22 protein-coding genes and 1 other RNA gene are annotated in these 24,910 nt (G+C 64.7%); 17 read left to right on the top strand and 6 right to left on the bottom strand.

Annotated elements, in window-relative coordinates; translation table 11 throughout:
• Nucleotides 1–26 precede the first annotated feature (26 nt).
• Nucleotides 27–668 (top strand): flavin reductase family protein, encoded by a 642-nt coding sequence (locus AC1DUR_RS21920; RefSeq protein WP_477720544.1) that lies wholly within the window; start codon nucleotides 27–29, stop codon nucleotides 666–668.
• 133 nt (nucleotides 669–801) lie between these two features.
• Nucleotides 802–1,671, top strand: coding sequence for a basic amino acid ABC transporter substrate-binding protein (locus tag AC1DUR_RS21915; RefSeq protein WP_477720543.1), 870 nt, complete (start codon nucleotides 802–804; stop codon nucleotides 1,669–1,671).
• Nucleotides 1,672–1,731: 60 nt separating this feature from the next.
• Here the strand turns inward: AC1DUR_RS21915 and rnpB are convergent.
• Nucleotides 1,732–2,072: RNase P RNA component class A (rnpB, locus tag AC1DUR_RS21910), an RNA gene on the bottom strand.
• 86 nt (nucleotides 2,073–2,158) lie between these two features.
• On the opposite strand from rnpB, the gene AC1DUR_RS21905 reads away from it, so the two are divergent.
• The 11 genes from AC1DUR_RS21905 to AC1DUR_RS21855 all read left to right on the top strand — a co-directional run bounded on the left by AC1DUR_RS21905 (nucleotide 2,159) and on the right by AC1DUR_RS21855 (nucleotide 15,563).
• Complete coding sequence (locus tag AC1DUR_RS21905; protein WP_477720542.1) at nucleotides 2,159–3,856, top strand: NAD(P)/FAD-dependent oxidoreductase; 1,698 nt, start codon at nucleotides 2,159–2,161, stop codon at nucleotides 3,854–3,856.
• A gap of 434 nt (nucleotides 3,857–4,290) precedes the next feature.
• Nucleotides 4,291–5,259: an ABC transporter substrate-binding protein gene (locus AC1DUR_RS21900; RefSeq protein WP_477720541.1), complete on the top strand. Its 969-nt coding sequence runs from the start codon at nucleotides 4,291–4,293 to the stop codon at nucleotides 5,257–5,259.
• Nucleotides 5,260–5,275: 16 nt separating this feature from the next.
• Nucleotides 5,276–6,112 (top strand): ABC transporter permease, encoded by an 837-nt coding sequence (locus tag AC1DUR_RS21895; RefSeq protein WP_477720540.1) that lies wholly within the window; start codon nucleotides 5,276–5,278, stop codon nucleotides 6,110–6,112.
• The gene (locus tag AC1DUR_RS21890) at nucleotides 6,112–6,891 is read left to right on the top strand and encodes an ABC transporter ATP-binding protein (protein ID WP_477720539.1); all 780 of its coding nucleotides are present in this window, start codon (nucleotides 6,112–6,114) and stop codon (nucleotides 6,889–6,891) included. Before AC1DUR_RS21895 ends, AC1DUR_RS21890 begins: the two co-directional genes overlap by 1 nt.
• A gap of 37 nt (nucleotides 6,892–6,928) precedes the next feature.
• Complete coding sequence (hutC, locus tag AC1DUR_RS21885; RefSeq protein WP_477720538.1) at nucleotides 6,929–7,738, top strand: histidine utilization repressor; 810 nt, start codon at nucleotides 6,929–6,931, stop codon at nucleotides 7,736–7,738.
• Nucleotides 7,739–7,836: 98 nt separating this feature from the next.
• The gene (gene hutH, locus AC1DUR_RS21880; protein WP_477720537.1) at nucleotides 7,837–9,381 is read left to right on the top strand and encodes a histidine ammonia-lyase; all 1,545 of its coding nucleotides are present in this window, start codon (nucleotides 7,837–7,839) and stop codon (nucleotides 9,379–9,381) included.
• A gap of 64 nt (nucleotides 9,382–9,445) precedes the next feature.
• On the top strand, nucleotides 9,446–11,185 hold the full coding sequence (gene hutU / locus AC1DUR_RS21875; RefSeq protein ID WP_477720536.1) for a urocanate hydratase: 1,740 nt from the start codon (nucleotides 9,446–9,448) through the stop codon (nucleotides 11,183–11,185).
• 4 nt (nucleotides 11,186–11,189) lie between these two features.
• Nucleotides 11,190–11,786, top strand: coding sequence for a HutD/Ves family protein (locus AC1DUR_RS21870; RefSeq protein WP_477720535.1), 597 nt, complete (start codon nucleotides 11,190–11,192; stop codon nucleotides 11,784–11,786).
• A gap of 133 nt (nucleotides 11,787–11,919) precedes the next feature.
• A complete protein-coding gene (gene hutI, locus AC1DUR_RS21865; protein WP_477720534.1) occupies nucleotides 11,920–13,197 on the top strand; it encodes an imidazolonepropionase in 1,278 nt (425 codons plus the stop codon).
• On the top strand, nucleotides 13,194–14,645 hold the full coding sequence (locus AC1DUR_RS21860) for a formimidoylglutamate deiminase (protein ID WP_477720533.1): 1,452 nt from the start codon (nucleotides 13,194–13,196) through the stop codon (nucleotides 14,643–14,645). Before hutI ends, AC1DUR_RS21860 begins: the two co-directional genes overlap by 4 nt.
• A gap of 153 nt (nucleotides 14,646–14,798) precedes the next feature.
• A complete protein-coding gene (locus AC1DUR_RS21855) occupies nucleotides 14,799–15,563 on the top strand; it encodes a ProQ/FINO family protein (protein ID WP_477720532.1) in 765 nt (254 codons plus the stop codon).
• Between the two features lie 93 nt (nucleotides 15,564–15,656).
• Here the strand turns inward: AC1DUR_RS21855 and htpX are convergent, their stop codons facing one another.
• Together htpX and AC1DUR_RS21845 are read right to left on the bottom strand one after the other, a co-directional pair.
• Complete coding sequence (htpX, locus tag AC1DUR_RS21850) at nucleotides 15,657–16,532, bottom strand: protease HtpX (RefSeq protein ID WP_477720531.1); 876 nt, start codon at nucleotides 16,530–16,532, stop codon at nucleotides 15,657–15,659.
• Between the two features lie 145 nt (nucleotides 16,533–16,677).
• Nucleotides 16,678–17,481 (bottom strand): DUF3025 domain-containing protein, encoded by an 804-nt coding sequence (locus AC1DUR_RS21845; protein ID WP_477720530.1) that lies wholly within the window; start codon nucleotides 17,479–17,481, stop codon nucleotides 16,678–16,680.
• Between the two features lie 168 nt (nucleotides 17,482–17,649).
• Here AC1DUR_RS21845 and AC1DUR_RS21840 point away from each other — a divergent pair, with 168 nt between their 5' ends.
• Genes AC1DUR_RS21840 through AC1DUR_RS21830 form a run of 3 tightly spaced genes read left to right on the top strand, consistent with a single transcriptional unit; the run spans nucleotide 17,650 to nucleotide 19,732 of the window.
• Nucleotides 17,650–18,363, top strand: a complete 714-nt coding sequence (locus AC1DUR_RS21840) for a GntR family transcriptional regulator (RefSeq protein ID WP_477720529.1) — start codon at nucleotides 17,650–17,652, stop codon at nucleotides 18,361–18,363.
• A gap of 39 nt (nucleotides 18,364–18,402) precedes the next feature.
• The gene (locus AC1DUR_RS21835; RefSeq protein ID WP_477720528.1) at nucleotides 18,403–19,266 is read left to right on the top strand and encodes an isocitrate lyase/PEP mutase family protein; all 864 of its coding nucleotides are present in this window, start codon (nucleotides 18,403–18,405) and stop codon (nucleotides 19,264–19,266) included.
• The gene (locus AC1DUR_RS21830) at nucleotides 19,256–19,732 is read left to right on the top strand and encodes an HIT family protein (protein ID WP_477720527.1); all 477 of its coding nucleotides are present in this window, start codon (nucleotides 19,256–19,258) and stop codon (nucleotides 19,730–19,732) included. The genes AC1DUR_RS21835 and AC1DUR_RS21830 overlap by 11 nt, the downstream gene beginning before the upstream one ends.
• Nucleotides 19,733–19,969: 237 nt before the next feature.
• On the opposite strand, the gene AC1DUR_RS21825 is transcribed toward AC1DUR_RS21830, so the two are convergent.
• Nucleotides 19,970–21,124 (bottom strand): ABC transporter substrate-binding protein, encoded by a 1,155-nt coding sequence (locus tag AC1DUR_RS21825; RefSeq protein WP_477720526.1) that lies wholly within the window; start codon nucleotides 21,122–21,124, stop codon nucleotides 19,970–19,972.
• A 126-nt stretch (nucleotides 21,125–21,250) separates the two neighbouring features.
• Here AC1DUR_RS21825 and AC1DUR_RS21820 point away from each other — a divergent pair, with 126 nt between their 5' ends.
• Entirely contained in the window at nucleotides 21,251–22,687 is a 1,437-nt protein-coding gene (locus tag AC1DUR_RS21820; RefSeq protein WP_477720525.1) for an FAD-binding oxidoreductase, read from the top strand.
• Nucleotides 22,688–22,732: 45 nt separating this feature from the next.
• Here the strand turns inward: AC1DUR_RS21820 and AC1DUR_RS21815 are convergent, their stop codons facing one another.
• Both AC1DUR_RS21815 and pyrC read right to left on the bottom strand, forming a co-directional pair.
• Complete coding sequence (locus AC1DUR_RS21815; protein ID WP_477720524.1) at nucleotides 22,733–23,515, bottom strand: NYN domain-containing protein; 783 nt, start codon at nucleotides 23,513–23,515, stop codon at nucleotides 22,733–22,735.
• Nucleotides 23,515–24,582, bottom strand: a complete 1,068-nt coding sequence (pyrC, locus tag AC1DUR_RS21810; protein WP_477720523.1) for a dihydroorotase — start codon at nucleotides 24,580–24,582, stop codon at nucleotides 23,515–23,517. Before pyrC ends, AC1DUR_RS21815 begins: the two co-directional genes overlap by 1 nt.
• Between the last annotated feature and the right edge of the window lie 328 nt (nucleotides 24,583–24,910).

Below are 24,910 nucleotides of genomic sequence, written 5' to 3'. Positions count from 1 at the left end.
GCAAGCCAACCGACAAAGAACTGACCATGGACATTGATTTCTCAGCCATCACCGAATACCAGCGCTACAAGCTCATGGCCAGCCTGATCGTGCCGCGGCCGATTGCGCTGATCACCACACTCAGCGAGGACGGCGTCGTCAATGCAGCGCCCTTCAGCATGTTCAACATGCTCGGTGAAGAGCCGCCCATCGTGATGGTCAGCATCAACCGGCTGCAGGACGGCCAGCTCAAGCACACGGCGGCCAACATCGTGCGCACCGGCGAGTTCGTCGTGCACCTGACCGATGAAGCCATGGCCGGGCAGATGCACCGCTGCGGCGAGCGCTTTCCGGCCGATGTCAGCGAGCTGGCCGAGGTGGGCCTCAGCACGGCGCCCTCACGGCATGTGAAGCCGCCGCGCATCGCGGAGGCGCCCGCGGCCTTTGAGTGCACGCTGTACGAGCTGCTGGAGACGCCCAGCCGGCAGATCTTCATCGGACAGGTGCACTGGCTGCATGCCCGCGACGGACTCATTGACACCGATCTGTGGCGCGTCCGCTTGCAAAACTACTTTCCGGTGGCGCGCTTTGGTGCCAGCTTCTACATCAACACACGGGAACGCTTCTCGCTGGAAGCCGCCAGTGCACAGGCCCAGCCCGCGCTGTTCACCAGCATTGACGAGATCTGACAGCGCGAGACCTGGCAGCGGACCTGACAGCGGGGGGTGCCGCAAGGCGCAGGGGGTAAACCCGGGGGATGGCCGGTTTATACTTTTTTGACCTGGCCTGCAGGCCCCATCAACTCAACCCAACGAGGTCTTCATGCCTTTCATCACGACACGATATTTCCTGCAAACTGCCGGCACCCTGCTGGCCAGCCTGGTGCTGGTGGCCTGCGGCAAGCAGGAGCCGCCGGCACCGACAGCCACCGCGCCAGCACCCGCCGCCTCGGCTCCGGCACCGGCAGCCCGGGCCTATGTAGTCGGCACCGATGCCGCCTATGCCCCTTTCGAATCACAGAACGAAAAAGGCGAGATCGTTGGTTTTGATATCGACGTGGTCAAGGCAGTGGCGCAAAAAGCCGGCATCGAGGTGAAATTTGTGAACACGCCCTGGGAAGGCATCTTCAACTCGCTGAACCAGGGCGATCGCGACTTGCTGGTTTCGGCGATCACGATCACCCCCGAGCGCAAGCAGACCATGGATTTTTCGTCACCTTACTTTGACGCGCAACAACTGATTGCGGTGAAGAAAGACTCCAAAATCGCCGACTTCAGCCACCTGAAAAAACTCAAGGTGGGCGTGCAAAACGGCACCACCGGCGACGAGGTGGTCACCAAGCTGCAAGGCAAGGGAAGCGCCAACATCAAACGTTTCGAGTCCACCCCCCTGGCCCTGAAAGAGCTGGAAGCCGGCGGCGTGGACGCCGTAGTGGCTGATAACGGCGTGGTGGTGCACTACGTCAACAACAACCAGGGCGTCAAGTTCAAGACCATTAGCGACGCCAGCTTCGCGGCCGAACAATACGGTCTGGCAGTGAAAAAAGGCAACGCCGACTTGCTGGAAAAACTCAACAAGGGCCTGGCCGACATCAAGACCGACGGCACCTACAACAAGATTTACACCCAGTATTTTGGCGCGGCACCGGCTGTTGCTGCTGCTGCGGCCCCTGCACCCGCAGCGTCGAAATAAGCGAACCGCAAGCAGAACGGGCCCCGTTCGCTTCGGCGTACGGGGCCCGTTTTTTTATAAGTGTGAAGCCCGCCGATAAGCCGGATTCTGTGCGCCGGATTTGCCTTGCGGCAAACCCGGTGTGACCGCCATTAATCTGGGCCGGGGGTCGCCCACCCGGCTCGGTGCTACCTACCCGCCAGCTCTGCGGAGCTACATCAACGCTGGCCTACTTGGTATTGCTGCGCGTAGAGATTGCCCGTTTCACCCGCTTTTGAGTTACCCAAAAACGACTCGTCTCTGTTGCTCTGATCCTCACCTCACGGTGGAGAGGTATTACCTCCTACGCTGTCCTGTGCAGTCCGGACGTTCCTCCAGTGCCTGGTTTCCCAGATTGCACCAGCGGCGGTCTGGCAGGCTTCACGGGACCTATTATCCGTTATCCGCCAGCGCGGCGTATGACGGGGACCCTTTAAAATAGGGGCTGCTTGATCAACACGAGCCCCTGATGATTCGCCTGACTGAACTCAAACTTCCGCTGGACCACGCGGAAGACGCCCTGCCTGCCCTGATCGCCCGTACGCTGGGCATCGCCGCCCCCGATATCGCGGCTGTCCAGGTCCACAAGCGCAGCTTTGACGCCCGCAAGGCGGAGCTGCTGCAGGTGTACATCGTCGATGTGGAGTTGGCCCCCACGCTCGGCACTGACGTGTCCTCGCTGCCCCCCGAGGGGGCCCTCCCGGCTAGGGGCGGCCCGTCGCCGGTCGAGGCTGCTCTGCTTGCGAAGTTTGCCGGCAACCCGCACATCCTGCCCTCACCCGACATGGCCTACCACCCGGTGGGAACGGCACCGGAAGGCCTGCCGCTGCGCCCGGTGGTGATCGGCTTTGGCCCGTGCGGCATCTTTGCGGCCCTGCTGCTGGCGCAGATGGGCTTCAAGCCCATCGTGCTCGAACGCGGCAAAACCGTGCGCCAGCGCACCAAGGACACCTGGGGCCTGTGGCGCAAGAACGTGCTGAATCCGGAGTCCAACGTGCAATTTGGCGAAGGCGGCGCGGGTACGTTTTCCGACGGCAAGCTTTACAGCCAGATCAAGGACCCGCGGCACCTCGGCCGCAAGGTCATGAACGAATTTGTCAAGGCCGGGGCGCCTGCCGACATCCTCTACGAAGCCCATCCCCACATTGGCACCTTCAAACTGGTCAAGGTGGTGGAAAACATGCGCGAGCAGATCATCGCGCTGGGCGGCGAAATACGCTTTGAGCAGCGGGTAACGGACGTGCTGATCGAGGCCGGCCCCGGCGGCAAGCACATCCGCGGCCTCACGGTGCAGAACCAGGCCACGGGCGAAAGCCACGAGCTGCGCGCCGACCACGTCGTGATGGCGCTGGGCCACAGCTCGCGCGACACCTTTGCCATGCTGCACGCCCGCGGCGTGTACATCGAGGCCAAACCCTTTTCCATCGGCTTTCGCGTGGAGCACCCTCAGGGCATCATCGACCGCGCACGCTGGGGCCGGCATGCCGGCCACCCTGCTCTGGGCGCGGCCGAATACAAGCTGGTGCACCACGCCAGCAATGGCCGCTCGGTCTACAGCTTTTGCATGTGCCCGGGCGGCACGGTGGTGGCCGCCACCTCGGAGCCCGGACGCGTAGTGACCAACGGCATGAGCCAGTATTCGCGCAACGAGCGCAATGCCAACGCCGGCATCGTGGTGGGCATAGACCCGCGCGATTACCCGGGCGATGCGCTGGCCGGCATCGACCTGCAGCGCCGGCTGGAGTCGCATGCCTATGTGCTGGGCGGCAGCAATTACCAGGCGCCGGCCCAGCTGGTCGGCGACTTTGTGGCGGGCCGACCATCCACCGCGCTGGGCAGCATCATGCCCTCGTACAAGCCCGGCGTGACCGTCGGTGATCTGTCGTCAGCCTTGCCCGGCTACGCGATTGAAGCCATGCGCGAAGCCTTTCCCGCCTTTGGCCGCAAGATCAAGGGCTTTGACACGCATGACGCCGTGCTGACCGGCGTGGAGACGCGCACCTCCTCACCGATCAAGATCAGCCGCGGCGAAGACCTGCAAAGCCTCAATGTGCGCGGCCTCTACCCTGCCGGTGAGGGCGCCAGTTACGCCGGCGGCATCCTGTCGGCGGGCGTGGATGGCATCAAGGTGGCCGAGGCCGTGGCGCGCAACCTCCTGAGCGCCTGATCAGCAGGCTGCCCGCCTGGGCTACAACCCGGTCGCCCGGCACGGCACGGCGCGAGCGATGATGGTGCGCTGATTTCAGACGGGCCCTCCTGCTTCGTCAATACGCGATAGGCGGGCATCGCGCGCGCAAAACATAGTCGCCGGGATACACAGGGCCTTTCCAGCTGGCCCCGAATTTGCTCTGCCCTCTCCGTCAACATAGAATACCTGTATAGACAGCATATCACGCCCAGAGCGGGGTGTAATTTCACCATTTTCAGGGGAAAAATCCCAAATACAGTGCATTTTTCGGACTCGCTCATGGCGATTCACCTAGAGTTAGGGTTTACCTGTATATACAGGTTGTTCCATGTTGGCAAAATTCTCCCTGCCCGGACTTTGCTGTGCAGGGATCTTGGGATCAACCGATTTTCTGAATCAAACAGGAGTACGCAATGGGTAAGACAACCGTCAAGAAATTGGCTTCGCTGCTGGCGGCAGGCGCTTGCGCGGCCGGCATGGCCTCAGCCGCCGGAGCACAGGAAACCAAGCTGACGCTGGGCATGTCTGGCTGGACGGGGTTTGCCCCGCTGTCGCTGGCTGACAAGGCCGGCATCTTCAAGAAAAACGGCCTGGATGTGGAAATCAAGTTCATTCCGCAGAAAGACCGCCACCTGGCGCTGGCCGCCGGGGCCATCCAGTGCGCAGCCACCACCGTGGAAACCCATGTGGCCTGGAACGCCAACGGCGTGCCCATCGTGCAGATCTTCCAGATGGACAAATCCTATGGCGCCGACGGCTTGGCCGTGCGTAACGATATCAAGAGCTTTGCCGACCTGAAGGGCAAGACCATCGGCGTGGACGCTCCGGGCACCGCACCCTACTTCGGCCTGGCCTGGATGCTGAACAAAAACGGCATGACGATCAAGGACGTGAAGACCACCACCTTGTCGCCGCAGGCGTCTGCCCAGGCCTTTGTCGCAGGCCAGAACGACGCGGCCATGACCTACGAGCCCTACCTCTCCACCGTGCGCGACAACCCGGCCGCCGGCAAGATCCTGGCCACCACGCTGGACTACCCCATGGTGATGGACACGGTGGGCTGCGCACCGACCTGGCTCAAGGCCAATCCCAAAGCCGCGCAGGCGCTCACCAACTCCTATTTCGAGGCGCTGGCCATGATCAAGGCCGACCCCGTCAAGTCCAATGAATTGATGGGCTCGGCCGTCAAGCAGACCGGCGAGCAGTTTGCCAAGTCGGCAGCCTACCTGCGCTGGCAGGACAAGGCGGCCAACCAGAAGTTCTTCGCCGGCGAGATCACCGCATTCATGAAAGACGCCGAAAAGATCCTGCTGGAGTCCGGCGTGATCCGCAAGGCGCCCGAGAACCTCGCGGTCACCTTTGACGCCAGCTTCATCAAGTAACGCCATGGAACACGTCATGGAACATATCCAGGCACCGCCTCACCTGCCCGAAGCACCGGTGCGCCAGCGCAGCCAATGGCTGGCGCCGCTGGAGCCTGTGGGCACCAACTCGCGCTGGCTGCTGGGCCTGGGCTTCTTTGTGCTGTTCGTGCTGGCCTGGGCGATCTTCACGCTGGGCGGCTTTGTGTCGCCCACCTTCCTCGCCAGTCCCGTGACGATGGCCAGGGAAGGCTGGCTGCTGTTCACCGAGCTCAACTTCATCCACGACATCGGCATGACGGTGTGGAGGGTCTTCGGCGGCTTCATCCTGGCCAGCCTGATCGCCGTGCCGCTGGGCATTGCGATGGGCACCTACAAGGGGGTCGAGGCCTTTTTCGAGCCCTTCGTGTCGTTCTGCCGCTACCTGCCCGCGTCGGCCTTCATCCCGCTGCTGATCCTGTGGGCCGGCATTGGTGAAACGCAGAAAATCCTGGTGATCTTCATCGGCTCGGTGTTCCAGATCGTGCTGATGGTGGCGGTTACCGTAGGCGGCGCGCGGCGCGACCTGGTGGAAGCGGCCTACACGCTGGGCGCCTCCGACCGCGGCATCATCAACCGCGTGCTGATTCCCGGCGCGGCACCCGGCATTGCCGAAACGCTGCGCCTGGTGCTGGGCTGGGCCTGGACCTATGTGATCGTGGCGGAGCTGATCGGCTCGTCCAGCGGCATTGGCCACATGATCACCGACAGCCAGGCCCTGCTCAATACCGGGCAGATCATCTTCGGCATCATCATCATCGGGCTGATTGGCCTGGTGTCCGACTTTGCCTTCAAGGCGCTGAACCGCCGCCTGTTTGCCTGGAGTTCTATCTGATGAGTCAACTGTCCATTCAAGGGGTGTCGCGCGTTTTCGAAACCGCCAAAGGTCAGCGCACGCAGGCGCTGTTGCCGGTCGACTTCGAAGTGAACGACAACGACTTCGTCACCATCCTCGGCCCCTCGGGCTGCGGCAAGTCCACGCTGCTACGCATCGTCGCCGGGCTGGAGCGGCCCAGCACGGGCCGGGCCATCCTCGACGGCCGCCCGGTCGAAGGTCCGGGCGCCGACCGCGGCATGGTGTTTCAGAGCTACACGTTGTTTCCGTGGCTGACCGTCGCACAGAACATTCGCTTTGGCCTGCGCGAGCGCGGCATGAACGAAGCCGATCAGAAGGACCGCAGCGCCTACTTCATGGCCAAGGTGGGCCTGCGCGGCTTTGAAAACCACTTTCCCAAGCAGCTCTCCGGCGGCATGCAGCAGCGCACGGCAATTGCACGGGCGCTGGCCAACGACCCAAAAATCCTGCTGCTCGACGAGCCCTTTGGCGCACTCGACAACCAGACCCGCGTGCTGATGCAGGAGTTGCTGCTGGGTATCTGGGAGTCGGCGCGCAAGACGGTGCTGTTCGTCACCCACGACATCGACGAAGCGATCTTCATGGCCAACCGGGTGGCGGTGTTCAGCGCGCGCCCCGGACGCATCAAGTCCGACATTGCGGTGAACCTGCCGCACCCGCGGCACTATACGATCAAGACCTCGCCGGAGTTCATGGAACTCAAGGCGCGCCTGACCGAAGAAATCCGCGCGGAGTCGATGGCATCAGCCGAACATTGATATGCATTGACCCGCGCCACCTACCGACCCTGACACCATGAATTCCAATCTGCACCTCCTGCCAAAACCAGCGCGCGAAGCTGACTCCAAAATCGGCACCCCGGCCAGGGCCGACCAGTTGTCGCCCAATGTCGCGCGCTACCAGCAGGTCAAGGACTTTGTGTCGCGCAAGATCCAGGACGGCACCTGGAAGGCTGGCGACCGCCTGCCTTCCGAGCACGAGTTGGTGGTGCAGTTCGGCCTGTCGCGCATGACCGTCAACCGGGCCTTGCGCGAACTGGTGGAGCAGGGCCGCATCAAGCGCATTGCCGGGGTGGGCAGCTTCGTGGCCGACGACAAGCCGCAAGCCAACCTGCTGCAGATCGCGCGCCTGTCCGATGACATCCGGCGCCGCGGCCACGACTACCAGTGCCGGGTCATCACGGTGGAGCGCGTCTCGGCCTCACTCGATATCGCCTCCTCGCTGGGCCTGCACACCGGCGAGTCGGTGTTTCACTCGGTCTGCGTGCACCTGGAAGACGACGTGCCCATGCAGCTGGAAGACCGCTATGTCAACCCGCGCATGGCGCCCGCTTTCGGGCAGCAGGATTTCACGCTGGAGCAGCCTTCGGACTTTCTGGTGCGCACGGTGCTGTTCGACCAAATGGAACATGTGGTCGATGCCGTGCTGCCCACGCGCGAACAGGCCGCGCTGCTGCAGATGGACGCCGGTCAGCCCTGCCTGCTGCTGACCCGCCGCACCTGGATGCGGGAGGACCCCATCACCCTGGTGCGCTGCCTGCACCCGGGCATGCGTTACCGCCTGGGCAGCCGTTTCCGCACCGACGGCAATGCCGTCACCGGCTGACGCGACGGGCTACCCCGGCGAGCCAGCCAGCAAGTAAACAAACGAATAAAAACTTCTTTATCATCGATTCCGACAACTTGTATATACAGGACTAGACAATGACAACATCCCCCCACATCCTGCAACCCGGCCGCGTCAGCCTGGCCCTGTTGCGCAGCATTCACGCCGGTGGCGTGCAGCTGGCCCTGGCGCCCGAGGCCCGTGCCGGCCTGCTGGCCGCCCAGGCCACCGTGCAACGCATCGTCGATGAAGACCAGGTCGTCTACGGCATCAACACTGGCTTCGGCAAACTGGCCAGCACCAAGATTGCACCCGGCCGCCTGGTCGAACTGCAGCGCAACCTGGTGCTGTCGCACAGCGTGGGCACCGGCGAGCCGCTGCCGGCCGCCGTGGTGCGCGTGATCCTCGCCACCAAGGCGGTGAGCCTGGCGCGCGGCCACTCCGGCGTGCGGCCCGAGCTGGTGGACGCCTTGCTGGCACTGGCCAACGCGGGCGTGATGCCGCGCATCCCGGCCAAGGGTTCCGTGGGCGCCTCCGGCGACCTGGCGCCGCTGGCGCACCTGGCCTGCGTGCTGATCGGCGAAGGCCAGGCCACCACCGCCGATGGCGAAGTCATTTCCGGCGCCCAGGCCATGCGCCGCATCGGCGTGGCGCCGTTTGTGCTCGGCCCCAAGGAAGGCCTGGCACTGCTCAACGGCACCCAGGTCTCCACCGCCCTGGCGCTGGCCGGCCTGTTCGGCGCCGAACAGGTATTTGCCGCGGGCCTGGTGTCCGGCGCGTTGTCGCTGGAGGCCGTGCAGGGCTCGATCAAGCCGTTTGACGCGCGGGTGCATGCCGCGCGCGGCCAGCCCGGCCAAATGGCCGTGGCCGCGGCGGTGCGCAGCCTGCTCGAAGGTAGCGAGATCGTGCCGTCGCACCCCGACTGCGGCCGTGTGCAGGACCCGTATTCGATCCGCTGCGTGCCCCAGGTCATGGGCGCCTGCCTGGACAACCTGCAGCACGCCGCCAGGGTGCTGCAGATCGAGGCCAATGCCGCCTCCGACAACCCGCTGGTCTTCGACAATGGCGACGTGATCTCCGGCGGCAACTTCCACGCCGAGCCGGTGGCCTTTGCCGCCGACATCATCGCGCTGGCCGTGGCCGAGATCGGCGCGATTGCCGAGCGCCGCCTGGCGCTGCTGCTCGACACCGGCCTGTCCGGCCTGCCGCCCTTCCTGGTGCGCGATGGCGGCGTCAACTCCGGCTTCATGATTGCCCAGGTCACCGCTGCGGCGCTGGCTTCGGAAAACAAGTCCCTGGCGCACCCGGCCAGCGTGGACAGCCTGCCCACCTCGGCCAACCAGGAGGATCATGTGTCGATGGCGACCTTTGCCGCACGCCGCCTGGGCGAGATGGTGAACAACACCGCCGTCGTCGTCGGCATCGAAGCCATGGGCGCTGCTCAAGGCATAGAACTCAAGCGTGGCTTAAAAAGCTCCCCGCTGATCGAAGCCGAGTTCGCCCGCATCCGCGAAAAGGTGGCCTTCCTCGACCAGGACCGCTTCCTCGCGACCGACGTCGAAGCCATGCGCCAGTGGGCCTTGCACAGCGACTGGCCCGCCGCCCTGCAACAGATCCTGCCCAGCCACGCCACTGCGGCCTGAGCCCGGCCCTGAACCCAACCCCGACCTGAGCCTCATTCCAACCGTTTTATCCCAGGAGATCGCCATGAACGCCACGGATTCCTTCATCGCCCCAACCGATGTCCAAAGCGACGCCCTTGCCGACCCGCGCGTCGACCCTACCCGTGTGATCCGCGCACCGCGCGGCAGCCAGCTTCATTGCAAAAGCTGGCTCACCGAAGCAGCCTTTCGCATGATCCAGAACAACCTCGACCCCGAGGTTGCCGAGAACCCGCAAAGCCTGGTGGTCTATGGCGGCATCGGTCGCGCCGCACGCGACTGGGCCTGCTTCGACCAAATCCTGGCCACGTTGAAAGAGCTGGGCGACGATGAATCCCTGCTGGTGCAATCGGGCAAACCGGTCGGCGTGTTCAAAACCCACGCCAACGCGCCCCGCGTCCTGATCGCCAACTCCAACCTGGTGCCCAAGTGGGCCAACTGGGAACACTTCAACGAGCTCGACCGCAAGGGCCTGTTCATGTATGGCCAGATGACGGCCGGCAGCTGGATCTACATCGGCAGCCAGGGCATCGTGCAGGGCACCTTCGAGACCTTCGTCGAAGCCGGCCGTCAGCACTACAACAACAGCCTCGCTGGCAAATGGATCCTGACCGCGGGCCTGGGCGGCATGGGCGGCGCGCAGCCGCTGGCGGCCACGCTCGCCGGCGCGGTGTCGCTCAACATCGAGTGCCAGCAAAGCAGCATCGACTTCCGCCTGCGCACCCGCTACGTGGACAAGCAGGCCAGGGACATCGACGACGCGCTGGCGCTGATCAAGCACCACACTGAGCGCCAGGAGGCCGTGTCCATCGCCCTGCTGGGCAATGCCGCCGACGTGCTGCCCGAGTTGGTGAAACGCGCCAGGGCCGGCGCCATCAAGCCTGACTTGGTCACTGACCAGACTTCGGCCCACGACCTGATCAACGGCTACCTGCCCAGCGGCTGGAGCGTGGCGCAGTGGAAGGCCGCGCAGCAGGATCCGGCGCAACACAAGCGCCTGACGGACGAAGCCGCCCGCAGCTGCGCCGTCCATGTGCAGGCCATGCTGGACTTCCAGGCCATGGGCATCCCGACCGTGGACTACGGCAACAACATCCGCCAGGTCGCGTTCGACCAGGGCGTGAAAAACGCCTTTGATTTCCCCGGCTTCGTGCCCGCCTACATCCGCCCGTTGTTCTGCGAAGGCAAGGGCCCGTTCCGCTGGGTCGCGCTCTCCGGCGACCCGGAAGACATCTACAAGACCGACGCCAAGATCAAGGAGCTGTTCCCCGAGAACAAGCACACGCACCGCTGGCTCGACATGGCGCGCGAGCGCATCGCCTTCCAGGGCCTGCCCGCGCGCATCTGCTGGCTCGGCCTGGGTGAACGCCACATTGCGGGCCTGGCCTTCAACGAGATGGTGAAAAACGGCGAGCTCAAGGCCCCGATCGTGATTGGCCGCGACCACCTGGACACCGGCTCGGTCGCCAGCCCGAACCGCGAGACCGAGGCCATGAAGGACGGCACCGATGCCGTGTCCGACTGGCCGCTGCTCAACGCACTGCTCAACGCCTCGGGCGGCGCCACCTGGGTCAGCCTGCACCACGGCGGCGGCGTGGGCATGGGTTACTCGCAGCACGCGGGCATGGTCATCGTGGCCGATGGCACCGATGCTGCCGCCGAGCGGCTGGCGCGCGTGCTGGTCAACGACTGCGGCTCGGGCGTGATGCGCCATGCCGATGCGGGTTACGAGATCGCCATTGCCACCGCGAAGAAGCAGGGGCTGCACCTGCCAATGGTGAAATAAGCTCATGACCGTGCTGCAGCGCTTCGCCATCGACGACCTGAAGCCCATGCCGTGGAAGAACGGCGGCGGCACCACACGCGAAATCGTCTGCCGGCCGCCGGGCACCGGCATGGACGGCTTCGACTGGCGCGTCAGCATCGCCACCATCGCCGCGGCCGGGCCGTTCTCGGCCTTTCCCGGCGTGGACCGCGTGATCATGCTGCTGGAGGGCGCAGGTGTGCGCCTGCACGCCCGCGCGTCGGGCGTGGACCACCGGCTGGACACGCCGCTGCTGCCCTTTGCCTTTGCCGGCGATGTGGCCCTGGACTGCGATCTGCTGGGTGGCCCCTCCACCGATTTCAACGTCATGACCCGGCGCGGCAAGCTGCGGGCCGAGGTACAGGTGCTGCACGCGGCCGGCAACATCGACCCGGCCGGGCGCGGCCTGCTGCTGGCACTGCTTGGGCCGTGGCACTTGCAAACAGAAGTCGAACCCTCTTTGACATGTGAGGCCGGCACGGGCGTCTGGTGGACCAGCACGATGCAGGGCTGGCAGGCGACGCCGCAGACACACGATGCGGCATTGGTTGTGGTGCGGCTGCTGCCGGTACAGCAGCCTTGAACACGACCGGCCACAGGCATCAAAATAGCCTCCAGACGAGATATCGGTCCAACAAGCAGCTATTTATTTCATAGCAAGTCGATTTTCAAAGTACGTTTCCATAGCCCGTTTCAACAACCCGCTGGTGAACCCCATGACCACAGCCCCCCACCCTTGTGCCGACGGCATCTGGGAGCATTTGCGCCTGATGCCCGGCTCCTTGGCCGACGGCAACGACCTGGCGACAGACACCGAGGCCGCCATCGTCGTCGCGCAAGGCCATATCCGCTGGATCGGCGCCAGCACTGCGCTGCCCGCCGGGTTCAGCGCGCTGCCGCGTTTTGACGGCGGCGGCGCGCTGGTGACGCCCGGCCTGGTCGATTGCCATACCCATCTGGTGTACGGTGGCCAGCGCGCCAACGAGTTCGCGATGCGCCTGGCCGGCGCCAGCTACGAGGAGATTTCCCGGGCCGGAGGCGGCATTGTCTCCAGCGTGCGCGCCACCCGTGCGGCCGATGAAGACATGCTCTATGCGCAGGCCGCGCCGCGCCTGGAACAACTGCTGGCCGATGGCGTGTGCGCCATCGAAATCAAGTCCGGCTACGGTCTCGCCCTCGAACACGAGCGCAAGCAGCTGCGCGTGGCACGGCGCCTTGGCGATCACTATGGCGTGACGGTGCGCACCACCTTCCTCGGCGCGCATGCCCTGCCGCCCGAGTATGCGGGCCGCAGCCAGGACTACATCGACCTGGTCTGCCGCGAGATGCTGCCCGCGCTCGCCGCCGAGGGCCTGGTCGATGCAGTGGACGTATTTTGCGAACGCATCGCGTTTTCACTGGCCGAGACCGAGCAGGTGTTCCAGGCCGCGCAGCGCTTAAGCCTGCCGGTCAAGCTGCATGCCGAACAGCTCTCCGACATGGGCGGCGCCGCGCTCGCCGCGCGTTACGGCGCGCTGTCGTGCGACCACATCGAACACCTGTCGCAGGCCGGCATCGACGCCATGCGCGCGGCCGGCACGGTGGCCGTGCTGCTGCCCGGCGCCTACTACACGCTGCGCGACACCCAACTGCCGCCAATCGCCGCGCTGCGCGAAGCCGGTGTGCCCATGGCCGTCTCGACCGACCACAACCCCGGCACTTCGCCCGCACTCAGCCTGCTGCTGATGGCCAACATGGCCTGCACACTGTTTCGCCTGACCGTGCCGGAAGCGCTGGCCGGCATCACGCGCCACGCAGCCCGTGCGCTCGGACTGCAGGACACACACGGTGCGCTCGGCGTGGGCCGGCCCGCCAACTTCGTGCTGTGGCGGCTGAATGACAGCGCCGAGCTGGCCTACTGGCTGGGCCAGCAGGCGCCACGCACCATCGTGCGGCAGGGGCGCGTGGTGCTCGACGGGCTTCAGACCGCCCCCAACGCCGAGACCACCCCATGAGCGACATCGCCCCCCTCGCCGCCCCGACTTCCCATGCGCAAGCCACGGGCAGCCTGTTTGCCACCGATGCACTGCTGCCCGACGGCTGGGCGCGCAACGTGCTGCTGGAATGGAACGCCGCCGGCCAGCTGCTGGCCGTCACGCCGGACAGCAGCGCCCCGCGCAGCACGCCCCGGGCCGCCGGCCCCCTCATCCCTGGCATGCCCAACCTGCATTGCCACGCCTTCCAGCGGGCCTTTGGCGGCCTGACGGAGTTTCGCGCCGAGGCGCAGGACAGCTTCTGGAGCTGGCGCACGCTGATGTACCGCTTCGCCGCGCAGGTCACGCCCGAACTGCTGGAAGACATCGCCACCTGGCTTTACATCGAGATGCTGGAGGCCGGCTACACCTCGGTGTGCGAATTCCACTACGTGCACCACGACCTGGACGGCCGGCCCTATGCCGACGACGCCACGCTGGCCCAATGCCTGTTGCGTGCCGCAGAGCGCGCCGGCATCGGCATCACGCTGCTGCCCGTGCTCTACCAGACCAGCGGTTTTGGCGGCACGCCGCCGAATGCGGGGCAACGCCGCTTCATCCGGTCTACCGACTCGATGCTGCGCCTGCTGGAGCGCCTGCAGCCTTGTTGCGAGGTGCAGGGCGCGCGCCTGGGACTGGCGCCGCACTCTCTGCGTGCCGTGCCGCCCCACAGCCTGCGCGAGGCCCTGGCCGGGCTGGACGCCATCGACCCCACCGCGCCCATCCACATCCATATTGCCGAGCAAACGGCCGAGGTGGATGCCTGCCTGGCCTGGAGCGGCCAGCGCCCGGTGGAGTGGCTGCTGGACCATGCCGCCGTCGATGCACGCTGGTGCCTGGTGCACGCCACGCACATGACCGACGCCGAATATGAGCGCGCCGCCCGCACCGGCGCCGTGGCCGGCCTGTGCCCCACCACCGAAGCCAATCTGGGGGACGGCATTTTTGACCTGCCGCGCTGGCGCGCCGCCGGGGGCGCCTGGGGCGTGGGCTCGGACAGCAACGCCTGCGTCAACGCGGCGGAAGAGCTGATGCTGCTTGAATACGGTCAGCGCCTGCAGGGTCGCCAGCGCAATGTGCTGGCCACCGCGCAGCAACCGCAAGTCGCCACCGCGATGACGCTGCAGGCCGTGCAGGGCGGCACCCGGGCCTCGGGGCGCGCTTTGCCGCGTGGCGCTGCCGGCCTGGTACCCGGCCAGCGCGCCGATTTTGCGGCGCTGGACGCCCAGCACCCGGCCTTGTGCGAGCTGAGCGCGTCCGACATGCTGTCGGCTCACGTATTCGCCAGCCACCGCACGTCCGCACTTGATGCAGTCTGGGTCGGCGGCGTTCAGCAAACCCGCCAGGGCAGCCGCCATCCGCTGCGCGAGACGGCCGCCGCGGCCTTCATCGCCGCCCGCTCACGCCTGCTGGCGCAAACCCAGGCCTGACTCGACGGGCCAGAGGTTGGCGGTAACGCAGTCCGGTAACCCGGTTCAGGTGGCCCGGGTTATCCGCGACAATCGCCTGTATCGCCATGATGCGCATGGAAGGGGGTGAAGCTTTGCCCCGCGCCCAAGCCCAAGACTTCACAGAACTCATTGATGACCGACACCGACACCAATACCCCTCCTGCCTCCTCTACAGTGGCTCCTGCGGCGACCCCGGCCAGCCCGGATACACCCGCCACCTCCACACGCCCTCCAAGGGCCGCTGGCCGGGCGCGCGGCAGGCAGCCCGGCAAGCAGCCCAGCACGCCGCCGCGGACCCGCCAGGTGCACCCGGCGCTGGAAAAACTTTTCGAGCTATATCCGAAGATGTTCGGGGCGCAGTTCCTGCCGCTCAAGCTTGGCGTGTTCCAGGAACTGCTCGCCCAGCACCCTGATGCATTCAACCGCGACGAGCTGAAAGTCGCGCTGGGCCTGCATGCGCGGTCAACGCGCTACCTCGAAAGCGTGGCGGCGGGTCTTCCGCGCCATGACCTGCAGGGCGAGCCTGTCGAGCCCGTGGCGCCCGAGCATGTGCACCATGCCATTCTCGAAGTGTTCCGGCGGCGCCAGGCACGCTCGCGCGAGGACTTGCGGCCCGCGCTGCGCCTGCGGCTGATGCAGGCCATCGAGGCCTCGGGCCTGAGCCGGGAAGACTATTCGCTGCGCGTGCAGACGCAGGATGAAGCGTCCAACGCGCTGCTGGACGATGCCTTCAGCGAACTGGGACGCCAGGCCGCGAAGCGCGAGGCCCTGATGAAGGCCTTCGAAGCCAGCGGGCGCACGGTAGAGCAGTTCGCCGACATGTACGGTATGGACCTGGCGGAAGTCAGCCAGGCCCTGGACGGCGCGCGCCGGGACCGGGGCGGCCAGGCGGCATAGCGCCATCACGGGTCAATGCCATGAAAAAAGCCGGTGCATGCACCGGCTTTCTTGTTGCGGAATCTTGAACCGCTCAGCCGAACCGCTCGGCGCTCAGCCTTGCGCGTTCTGCAGCGCGGCGATGCGCTCTTCAATCGGCGGATGCGTCGCGAACCATTTGCCGATGCCGCCGGTGATGCCCATGGCTTCCACGGCCTTGGGCAACTCGCCGGGCTGCATGCCGCCGAGGCGGGCCAGCGCATTCATCATGGGCTGCTTGCGGCCCAGCAGCTGGGCGGAACCCGCATCCGCTCGGAACTCGCGCTGGCGCGAGAACCAGGCCACCACGATGGCGGCGGCAAAACCCAGCACGATGTCCAGCACGATGGTGCTGACGTAGTAGCCAATGCCGGGGCCGGAGTTGCTGTCGCTGCCGCGGCGCAAAAAGCTGTCCACCGCATAGCCGATGACGCGCGACAGGAACACCACAAAGGTGTTCATCACGCCCTGGATCAGCGTCATGGTGACCATGTCGCCATTGGCGACGTGGGCGATCTCATGGCCGATCACGGCTTCGATTTCTTCGCGGGTCATGCCCTGCAGCAAACCGGTGGACACCGCCACCAGCGAGGAGTTCTTGAACGCGCCGGTGGCAAATGCGTTGGGCGCGCCTTCGAAAATGCCCACTTCGGGCATGCCGATCTGCGCCTTGTCAGCCAATCTGCGGACGGTCTCGACAATCCAGGCCTCGTCGGCGTTCTGGGCATCGTTGATGATGCGCACACCGGCGCTCCACTTGGCCACGGGCTTGCTGATCAGCAGTGAAATGATCGCGCCGCCGAAACCCATGATCAGCGCAAAGCCGAGCAGCGCCGAGAGGTTCAGGCCATTGGCCGTGAGGAAGCGGTTGACGCCGAGCAGGCTGGCCACAATGCCCAGCACGGCCACGACGGCAATGTTGGTCAGGATAAACAAAAAGATGCGTTTCATGAATTCTCCGTGGGGGGTCGATAACCAGGGGCAAGGGCAGCAGCCATGCTGCCGTGAGAGTTGCGTTCCGGACAAGTTGGGGGGTTTCCTCCCAAATCAAGCCGTTCGGGCCGGCTGCCGGCGCAGGATTTTTTATGTGTTGTTTCTACCTGCGTGGACGGAATACAAGGGAGTCATCATAAAAGGAAAAGTTCTCGTTTTCCGGCCACCAGCCCGGCACGCCCAGTACCGGCAAGGGTGCAAAGGGCTTGCCGGCCAGCTTGTCGGCGCTCAAATCAGCAGCCACCCAAGCATCCAGCTCTGCTATTGAATCAATAGCTGGTTGCGCCCGATACACATGGGCCGTGATCGGTTTTCGCGGATATACCAGCTTTTCGAGCAAGGCATGGCCAAAAAGCACCAGCTGCGTGTCAGCCCACAGCGGGCGCAAGCCGATGAAGAGTTGCTGCCAGTCCCGGGCGACCAAGGCATCCCACAGGGCTTGCGGCGCCAGCAGGAAGGCGGCGTTTTCATCAAACAGCGTCAGCGCATCGCGCACCGGGCCGCGCACCGGCCGGATGCCTGCCGCCTCAATCTCGGCCGCCTGCAGTTGGTTGAGCCGGGTCTTGGTCTCGGGAAACTGCAACCAGCACAGGCCATTGAAGAAGTCATGCAGTCCGTCGCGTGTCGGGCAATCGCGTGTGTTGAAGATATAGCGCTCGTAGGCCTCGCCGGGCGGCAAATCGCCCTGCGGCACAAAGCGCACGGGGCAATGTTCCCCATCGCCCGCCCGGATGACATTCGCATTCGCAGCCGCCGCGCCGTGCGTCTGGGCCACGGCATTGAGGGCTTGCGCAACACCGGCGCCCTGCAGCGCCAGCGCACCGGCCGCCTCGCCCGCACGGCGCAGGGGCGCAAACCAGGGTTGGGACCAGTCGATGGCCGCCAGCGGGCTCACGGCGTCAGGCATGGGGGCTCCGCAATATGCCGCAACGCCCGCAGCACCGCCATGGCGCTTGGCTCCCTGTACCGACAATAGCCCTTTCCGCATCTTGCATACAGAACCTTACGCTCAATAAAAATTACAATGCGGGGTGCTGCGGCAATGTGACGCGCCTTTTTCAGGATTCGAGGGTTCATGGCTAAAAAATTCGAAATAGAGATGCCGAAGTCGCTGACGGAGATTGTTGCGCAGCGCGTGCGGCAGGCGATTATTGACGGAGAGTTTGCCCTGGGCCAGATGATTTCGGAAGAAACCCTGGCCGAATCGTTTGGCGTCAGCCGCACGCCCGTGCGCGATGCACTGACGCTGCTGCAAACCACCGGGCTGGTGGACATCCGCTCCAAACGCGGCAGCTTCGTCTTCCAGCCGGATGAAGATGACGTACGCGCCATCTGCGACTTCCGCGCCACCCTGGAGCTGCACGCCGCCAAGCGCTCCCGCGCCGTGAACCGGCAGGCCACCATCGCCGCGCTGGAAGCGGTTTTTGCGCAGATGGAGGTCGCCAGCGAAGCCGACGACGAGATCGGCTATGGCCACTGCGACTCGGCTTTTCACGAAGCGCTGTTCACGCATTGCGGCAACGCCTATGTGGTCAATGCCTACGCACTCGTTTCCAGCAAGATCGCCGCCCTGCGCACCAACATGGCCAAGCAGTTTTCCGATGCGCGCAAGGTGTCGCTGCAGGAGCACCGCGAGATGATCCAGTACATCGACGACGGCGACTTTGACCGGCTGGAGCAACTGATCCAGAGCCATGTGGGCAGGACGGTCGAAGCCTTTCGCCTGGCCAGTGCTGCGGCACTGAAAGCCGCCCCCGCGCCCCTCAAGCTGAACGTCGCGGGCACCTGATCCACCTGAGCCACCTCCCGCCTCCTTTTTAAAGACACCATGACACCCGCCCAACAACTCCAGCAACTGCTCAAGACCGGCAACATCGTGATGGCGCCGGGCGCACCCGATGCCATCACCGCACGCATGATCCAGAAGGCGGGCTTTCCGGCCATCTACATGACGGGTTTCGGCGCAACCGCCAGCCGCCTGGGCACGCCCGACATCGGCCTGCTGAGCCAGACCGAGATGACCAGCCACGCGCGCGACATGGCCCGGGTGGTTGACATCCCCATCATTGCCGATGCCGACACCGGCTACGGCGGGCCGTCCAACATCCACCGCACGGTACGCGAGTACATCCAGGCCGGCGTGGCCGCCATTCACCTGGAAGACCAGGTCGCGCCCAAGCGCTGCGGCCAGATGGCCGGCATCCGGCTGATGGACGCGCAGGAAAACGTGCTGCGGCTGAAATGCGCCATCGAGGCGCGCGGCAAGGATGAGCTGCTCATCATCGGCCGCACCGATGCCCTGCCCGCGGCCGGCATGGATGAAGCCATCCGGCGCGCCCATGGGTACCAGGAGGCCGGCGTGGACCTGGTCTTTGTCGACGGCATCAAAAAAATCGCCGAAGTCGAAGCCATCGCCAGGGCGGTCCAGGGACCCAAGGTCGTCTCCATCGTCGATGGCAATGAAACCACCGCGCTGACGGCCAAAGACCTGCAGGACATGGGTTTTTCCGTGGTGTTTTATGCGGTGACGGCGCTTTTCACCGCGGTGAAAGCCGTCTCGGATGCGCTCGCCGAACTGCAGCGCTCCGGCACACCGAAGGCGAGCGAGCGCGCCATGGTGAGTTATGCCGAATTCAGCACGCTGGTCGACCTGGATTTCCACAAGGACCTGGATGACCGGTTTGGCGCCTGAGACAGGCACGCGGCCGAGCGGGGTGACGCCACCTTTCGACCCCGCCTGCCGCTACTGCACGGCGACGGTGGCGGAACTTGAGGACGTGATGTTCCATGTCGCCGACCTGGACCGTTCGCGGGTTTTCCTGTTCAGGGACCAGACGCACAGGGGCCGCTGCGTCGTGCTGCTGAAACAGCACGCGCGGGAACTGTTCGAGCTGGAGGACGAAAACCTGCGCATTTTCATGCGCGAGGTCGCCCGGGTGGCAGCCGCGGTGGCGCAAGTCAGCGCCTGCGACAAGGTGAACTACGCGCTGTATGGCGACAAGGCCAACCACCTGCATGTGCACGTCGTGCCGAAGACGAAAGGCGGCCCGGCCTGGGGCCAGCCCTTCATCCTCAACGCGGACGTTCCGGTAGAGCTTGCACTGCCAGAGCGGCAGGCCATGCGGTTAAAACTGAAGCACCTCCTGCAGTCTGAATAAGCGCCACAGCCACTTTTTCCTTAAATTTCAGGAACTCCTCAGCTCAATGCATGCGATACGCTTTTCTTGCTCCCTCGCCCTTTGGGAGAGGGTTGGGGTGAGGGCCAGCGGCGTATAAAAGGCTGCAGCCTTTTGCATCGGTCGCGGCCCCCATCCCAACCTTCCCCCAAAGGCGGGAAGGAGTAAAACAGGGAAACGTCGCCGTTCAAGACGGAAGGACTGAGTAGCTACAAATTTTCAGTTCTTGCCCAAGGGCGGCAGGACTTCCTTGACCACGGGTTTGCCGCCCTTGATCTCGATGAGGAAGCTCTCGCGGTCGATGTCGCCCTTGTCATCGAAGGTGACATCCATCAGCACGCCGGGTTCGTCCGCCACCTTGATGGTCATGCCGTGCAGTTGTTTGGCCACTGCCACGCGGTCGAACTTGCCCACCTTCTGGATCGCGGCCTTGAGCATGTAAACACCCTGGTAGCCCTTGATGCCGTTGTGGTCGGGAATGAAGTTGTATTCCTTCACAAACTTGTCGCGCACCATCTTCACCCCTGCGATGGGAGCGTCGGCCGACATTTCGGAGTGCCCGACCACGCCGTTGGCCGCGTCGCCCGCCAGGTCGATCACCTTCTGGCTCAGCAGCGTCACGTCGCCCACGATCGGCTTGTCCCAGCCCTGCTTGCGCAGTTCGCGCACCGCCCGCGCCGACTCTTCTTCGTTCAGGTAGACAAACACCGCCTCGGCGCCGGCCTGCTTCACCTTGATGATGGGCGCGGAGAAATCGAGCTGGCCTGCTTCGGTGGAAATGTCCGCCACTACCTCCACTCCATGGGTTTTCAGGGCACTGACGATGGCATCACGCCCGGGTTTGCCGAAGTCGTTGTTGACGAACAGCACGGCGATTTTTTTGACCTTCAGGTTTCGCGCGATGTAGCGCGCGGCCTTGGGCATGCTGTTGACCTGCGTCAGGCCGGTGCGAAAGATGTAGGGACTGCCCTGCTGGGTCACCAGGGCCCCGGCAGCGGCCGTGAAATTGGGCACCTCGGCACGCCGCGTCTCGGTCTGGCTGATCAGGATGGAGCCGCTGAAGACAGGGCCGAAGATGGCAAACGCGCCGTCATCAATGGCGCGCACCACCAGCGCCTTGGCAATGCCGGGATTGGTCTGGGTGTCCATGTTGGTCACCTCAAGCTTGCGTCCCAGGATGCCGCCGGAGGCATTGACGTCTTTGACCGCCAGTTCAATGCCGGACTTGAACATGGTGCCCGCCGTTGCCCCGGTGCCGGAGAGCTCGACCACGTTGAAAATTTTGATGGGCTGGGCCTGCGCCCACAGTTCAGGGCTGAGAAAAAGGGCCGAGGCCGCTACCGTGGCGATCATGGCTCTGCGCTTAAAGATCATGGCTGTCTCCATTGAGGGTCTGAAAGTTATCGGAATGCCGGAAATGAAGGCTCTTATACCGGCCTCGCCACAATAGTGTACAGTACCCGGTACCTTACATACATCATTTAATTTTGGTCGATTCTTATGTCCACTAACGTCACTGCCGCCACTGTCGCCACCCCCAACGCAATCGAACAAGCCTTGCAGGAGATCCGCAACCAGCTGGGCGAGGCCTGCGTATTCACCGCGGACGCCGTGCCCGCCCGAAACCGCAATGACTACAGCGGGATGAGCGCCACGCAGCCGCTGGCCGTGGTTCGCCCCGCCGACACGGCGGGCGTCGCCACCGCCCTGCGCATCTGCCACGCGCACGGCGTTGCCGTGGTGCCGCAGGGCGGCCTCACCGGGCTGTGCGGCGGAGCGCGCGCCGGCGCCCATGAGGTCGCGCTGTCGCTGGAGCGCCTGGCCGGCATCGAGGAGATCGACCCCAATTCCGCCACCATGACGATGCTGGCCGGCACACCGCTGGAGGTGGTGCAACAGGCCGCCGCGGCCGCCGGCTTCTTTTGCCCGCTGGACCTGGGTGCGCGCGGCTCCTGCGCCATTGGCGGCAACCTGTCGACCAACGCCGGCGGCAACCGGGTGATCCGCTACGGCATGGCCCGGGACATGGTGCTCGGGCTGGAAGCGGTGCTGGCCGACGGCACCGTCATGACCAGCCTGAACAAGATGATCAAGAACAACGCGGGCTTCGACCTGAAGCACCTGTTCATCGGCAGCGAAGGCACGCTGGGCATCATCACGCGCATCGTCCTGCGCCTGTTCCCCAAACCGGCCTCCACCATGGTGGCGCTGTGCGCGGCAGAGGACTACGGCACCGTGCTCAAGCTGCTGGCAGCAGCACGCGGCGAGCTCGGCCCGATGCTCTCCGCCTTTGAAGTCATGTGGCCCGACTACTGGGACATGGCCACCGAACGCGTCAAGGGCGTGCGCAATCCGTTCGCGGGCGACGGCCGCCGCTACGGCGCCTATGTGCTGGTGGAGGCGCTGGGCACCGACCCGGCCATCGACGGCCCGCGCTTCGAAGCGTGGCTGGAGCGGCTGCTGGAGTCAGGCACCGTGCCCAATGCGGTGGTGTCGCAGTCGCTCGCCGATGAAAAGGCTTTTTGGGGCGTGCGCGATGCCTGCGCGGAATTCCACCAGCTCTGGCCCGGCCACCTGGCGTTCGACATCGGCCTGCCGGTGGCAGCCATGGACACTTACGCCAAACGATGCAAGGCCGTGCTCAGCGAGCAAGTGCCGGGCTGCGAAGCGGTGTTTTATGGCCACATCGGCGACGGCAATGTGCACATCGTCGCCTACCAGCCCGGCGTGGCTGCGCAGCCCAAGGACGCCGTAGAAGAGGTTGTCTACGGGCTGGTGCGCGAATACGGCGGCACCGTCTCGGCCGAGCACGGCATCGGCACCCTCAAGCGCCGCTGGCTGGCCCATGCCCGCTCGCCGGAGGAAATCGCGTTGATGCGCACGCTGAAAGCGGCCCTGGACCCGAAGAACATTTTGAATCCGGGCAAAGTGATTTGAAAAGCTGCGGGGTCATTCACCCCTGCAGCCGCACCCGGCTCAACCTCAGGCCCGGGCCGTTTTGTTCAGCCGCTTGTCGCGCACCGCCACGGTGGACTTGCCTTCGTCGGCGATTTCAAACAGCTGCGTGGCGACCAGCAGTTTGGTCAGCGTCGCATAACCATAGTTGCGATGGTCAAACGAGGCCTGGTTGGCGATCTGGGTGCCGACCGCTCCCACGCGCGCCCAGCCCTCGTCGTCGGCCGCCGCCTGCACGGCATTGCGCAGCAGCATGACGAGCTTGGCGTCCTGCTTGAGCTGCGCCGGCGTGGCACGCAAGGGAGCCGCAGTCACCGCCTCGCCGTCATCGCGGGTGTCTCCGGCAGCGCCGCCTGCGGCATCGCCCACAGCCAGGGGACGCAACTTGTCCAGGAACAGGAACCTCGAACATGCATTCACAAAAGGCTCGGGCGTCTTCTGCGCGCCAAACCCATAAACGGCAGCACCCTTGGCACGCAAATGCATCACCAGCGGCGTGAAGTCGGCGTCGGACGACACAATGCCAAAGGCATCGGGCCGGTCGGTGTAGAGCAGCTCCAGCGCGTCAATCACCATGGCCATGTCACTGGCATTTTTGCCTTTGCTGTAGTCGAACTGCTGCATCGGGCGGATGGCATGCTCATGCAGCGCTTCTTCCCAGCCCTTGAGCTCGCTCTTTTTCCAGTTGCCGTAAGCGCGGCGGATATTGGTCTCGCCAAAGGTCGACAACTCGTTGAGGATCAGGTCGATTTTGGACGCCGGCGAATTGTCGGCGTCAATCAGCAGAGCAACGCGCGGCTTGTGGTCCATCATTCGCTCCGGGTGGTGTCAAGCTTCCATGGCAGGCTTTCACCCGAGCGCAGGGGCTTGAGTTCGGCCTCGCCAAACGCATAACTCTCGGGCGGCGTCCAGTTTTCTTTCTTCAAGGTAATGGTGCCCTGGTTGCGCAGCAGGCTGTAGAAGTCTGCGCCGTTGAAACTGGCAAAAGCCTCGAGCTTGTCCAGTGCACCGGCTGCTTCAAAGGCTTCGGCATACAGCTCCATCGCCGCATGGGCGGTGTAGCAGCCGGCGCAGCCGGTGGCATGCTCCTTGAGGTGGGCCGGGTGCGGCGCGCTGTCCGTGCCGAGGAAAAACCGGTTGTTGCCACTGGTGGCCGCCGCGACCAGCGCGACGCGGTGCGTTTCGCGCTTGAGCACGGGCAGGCAGTAGTAGTGCGGCCGGATGCCGCCGGTGAAAATCGCGTTGCGGTTGTACAGCAGATGGTGCGCGGTGATGGTGGCCCCCGTGAAACGGTCGGCGTCATGCACATACTGCGCGGCTTCCCGCGTGGTGATGTGCTCCAGCACGATTTTCAGTTCCGGGAAATCACGGCGCAGCGGAATCAGCTGCGTCTCGATGAACACCGCCTCGCGGTCAAACAGGTCGATGTCGGGCGAGGTCACCTCGCCATGCACCAGCAGCAGCAGGCCTTCGCGCTGCATCGCTTCGAGTGTTTTGTAGGTCTTGCGCAGGTCGGTCACGCCGGCGTCGCTGTTGGTGGTGGCGCCGGCCGGGTAAAGCTTGGTGGCGACCACGCCGGCCTCTTTGGCCCGCTTGATCTCGTCGGGCGGCAGGTTGTCGGTCAAATACAGCGTCATCAGCGGCTCGAAGCTCACACCCGGCGGCACGGCCGCCTGGATGCGCTCGCGGTAGGCCACGGCCTGGGCCGCGGTGGTCACCGGCGGGCGCAGGTTGGGCATGATGATGGCCCGGCCAAACTGGGCGGCGGTATGCGGCACCACCGTGCTCAATGCATCGCCGTCCCGCACATGCAGGTGCCAGTCGTCCGGGCGGGTGATGGTCAGGGTGAGGGCCTGGGGGGAAGTGGCTGAAGTCATGCATTGAATTGTCGCATTTGCGGGCCACCGCCTGCCCTCGGCGCTGCCAATCCGCCCACTTCGCAAGTGCGTTTAAGGAGAATGGCACTTACTTTGGCAGGTTGGCCTTCGGCGACGTGCGTAAGTGCTTGAAAGCAAAGGGAGATGGCTGACCAAAGGGTCGATAGGATGGTTGTTTACGAAGCACCCAAACCATCTTCCCAAAGGCCAGCCACCATGGATCGTAATGCCCAAAGCGTCTTGCATCAACGTTGCAGCAGCATTGGACGCCGGGCGAGATCGACCCAGGCGGTGGAATTCTTCAACGTTCTGACGAGTCCGGAGTTGC

This window comes from Polaromonas sp. P4_F4 (assembly GCF_056401355.1).
This window is presented reverse-complemented; position numbering and strand designations above follow the sequence as displayed.

Coding starts and splice junctions, on each gene's coding strand:
- AC1DUR_RS21905 (WP_477720542.1), top strand. CDS start 2,159: ATGATTCGCCTGACTGAACTCAAACTTCCGCTGGACCACGCGGAAGAC.
- AC1DUR_RS21845 (WP_477720530.1), bottom strand. CDS start 17,481: ATGCCTGACGCCGTGAGCCCGCTGGCGGCCATCGACTGGTCCCAACCC.
- hutU (WP_477720536.1), top strand. CDS start 9,446: ATGAACGCCACGGATTCCTTCATCGCCCCAACCGATGTCCAAAGCGAC.
- AC1DUR_RS21895 (WP_477720540.1), top strand. CDS start 5,276: ATGGAACATATCCAGGCACCGCCTCACCTGCCCGAAGCACCGGTGCGC.
- AC1DUR_RS21920 (WP_477720544.1), top strand. CDS start 27: ATGGACATTGATTTCTCAGCCATCACCGAATACCAGCGCTACAAGCTC.
- hutC (WP_477720538.1), top strand. CDS start 6,929: ATGAATTCCAATCTGCACCTCCTGCCAAAACCAGCGCGCGAAGCTGAC.
- AC1DUR_RS21860 (WP_477720533.1), top strand. CDS start 13,194: ATGAGCGACATCGCCCCCCTCGCCGCCCCGACTTCCCATGCGCAAGCC.
- AC1DUR_RS21820 (WP_477720525.1), top strand. CDS start 21,251: ATGTCCACTAACGTCACTGCCGCCACTGTCGCCACCCCCAACGCAATC.
- AC1DUR_RS21825 (WP_477720526.1), bottom strand. CDS start 21,124: ATGATCTTTAAGCGCAGAGCCATGATCGCCACGGTAGCGGCCTCGGCC.
- AC1DUR_RS21840 (WP_477720529.1), top strand. CDS start 17,650: ATGGCTAAAAAATTCGAAATAGAGATGCCGAAGTCGCTGACGGAGATT.
- hutI (WP_477720534.1), top strand. CDS start 11,920: ATGACCACAGCCCCCCACCCTTGTGCCGACGGCATCTGGGAGCATTTG.
- AC1DUR_RS21890 (WP_477720539.1), top strand. CDS start 6,112: ATGAGTCAACTGTCCATTCAAGGGGTGTCGCGCGTTTTCGAAACCGCC.
- AC1DUR_RS21900 (WP_477720541.1), top strand. CDS start 4,291: ATGGGTAAGACAACCGTCAAGAAATTGGCTTCGCTGCTGGCGGCAGGC.
- AC1DUR_RS21835 (WP_477720528.1), top strand. CDS start 18,403: ATGACACCCGCCCAACAACTCCAGCAACTGCTCAAGACCGGCAACATC.
- AC1DUR_RS21855 (WP_477720532.1), top strand. CDS start 14,799: ATGACCGACACCGACACCAATACCCCTCCTGCCTCCTCTACAGTGGCT.
- AC1DUR_RS21915 (WP_477720543.1), top strand. CDS start 802: ATGCCTTTCATCACGACACGATATTTCCTGCAAACTGCCGGCACCCTG.
- AC1DUR_RS21815 (WP_477720524.1), bottom strand. CDS start 23,515: ATGGACCACAAGCCGCGCGTTGCTCTGCTGATTGACGCCGACAATTCG.
- htpX (WP_477720531.1), bottom strand. CDS start 16,532: ATGAAACGCATCTTTTTGTTTATCCTGACCAACATTGCCGTCGTGGCC.
- AC1DUR_RS21870 (WP_477720535.1), top strand. CDS start 11,190: ATGACCGTGCTGCAGCGCTTCGCCATCGACGACCTGAAGCCCATGCCG.
- pyrC (WP_477720523.1), bottom strand. CDS start 24,582: ATGACTTCAGCCACTTCCCCCCAGGCCCTCACCCTGACCATCACCCGC.
- hutH (WP_477720537.1), top strand. CDS start 7,837: ATGACAACATCCCCCCACATCCTGCAACCCGGCCGCGTCAGCCTGGCC.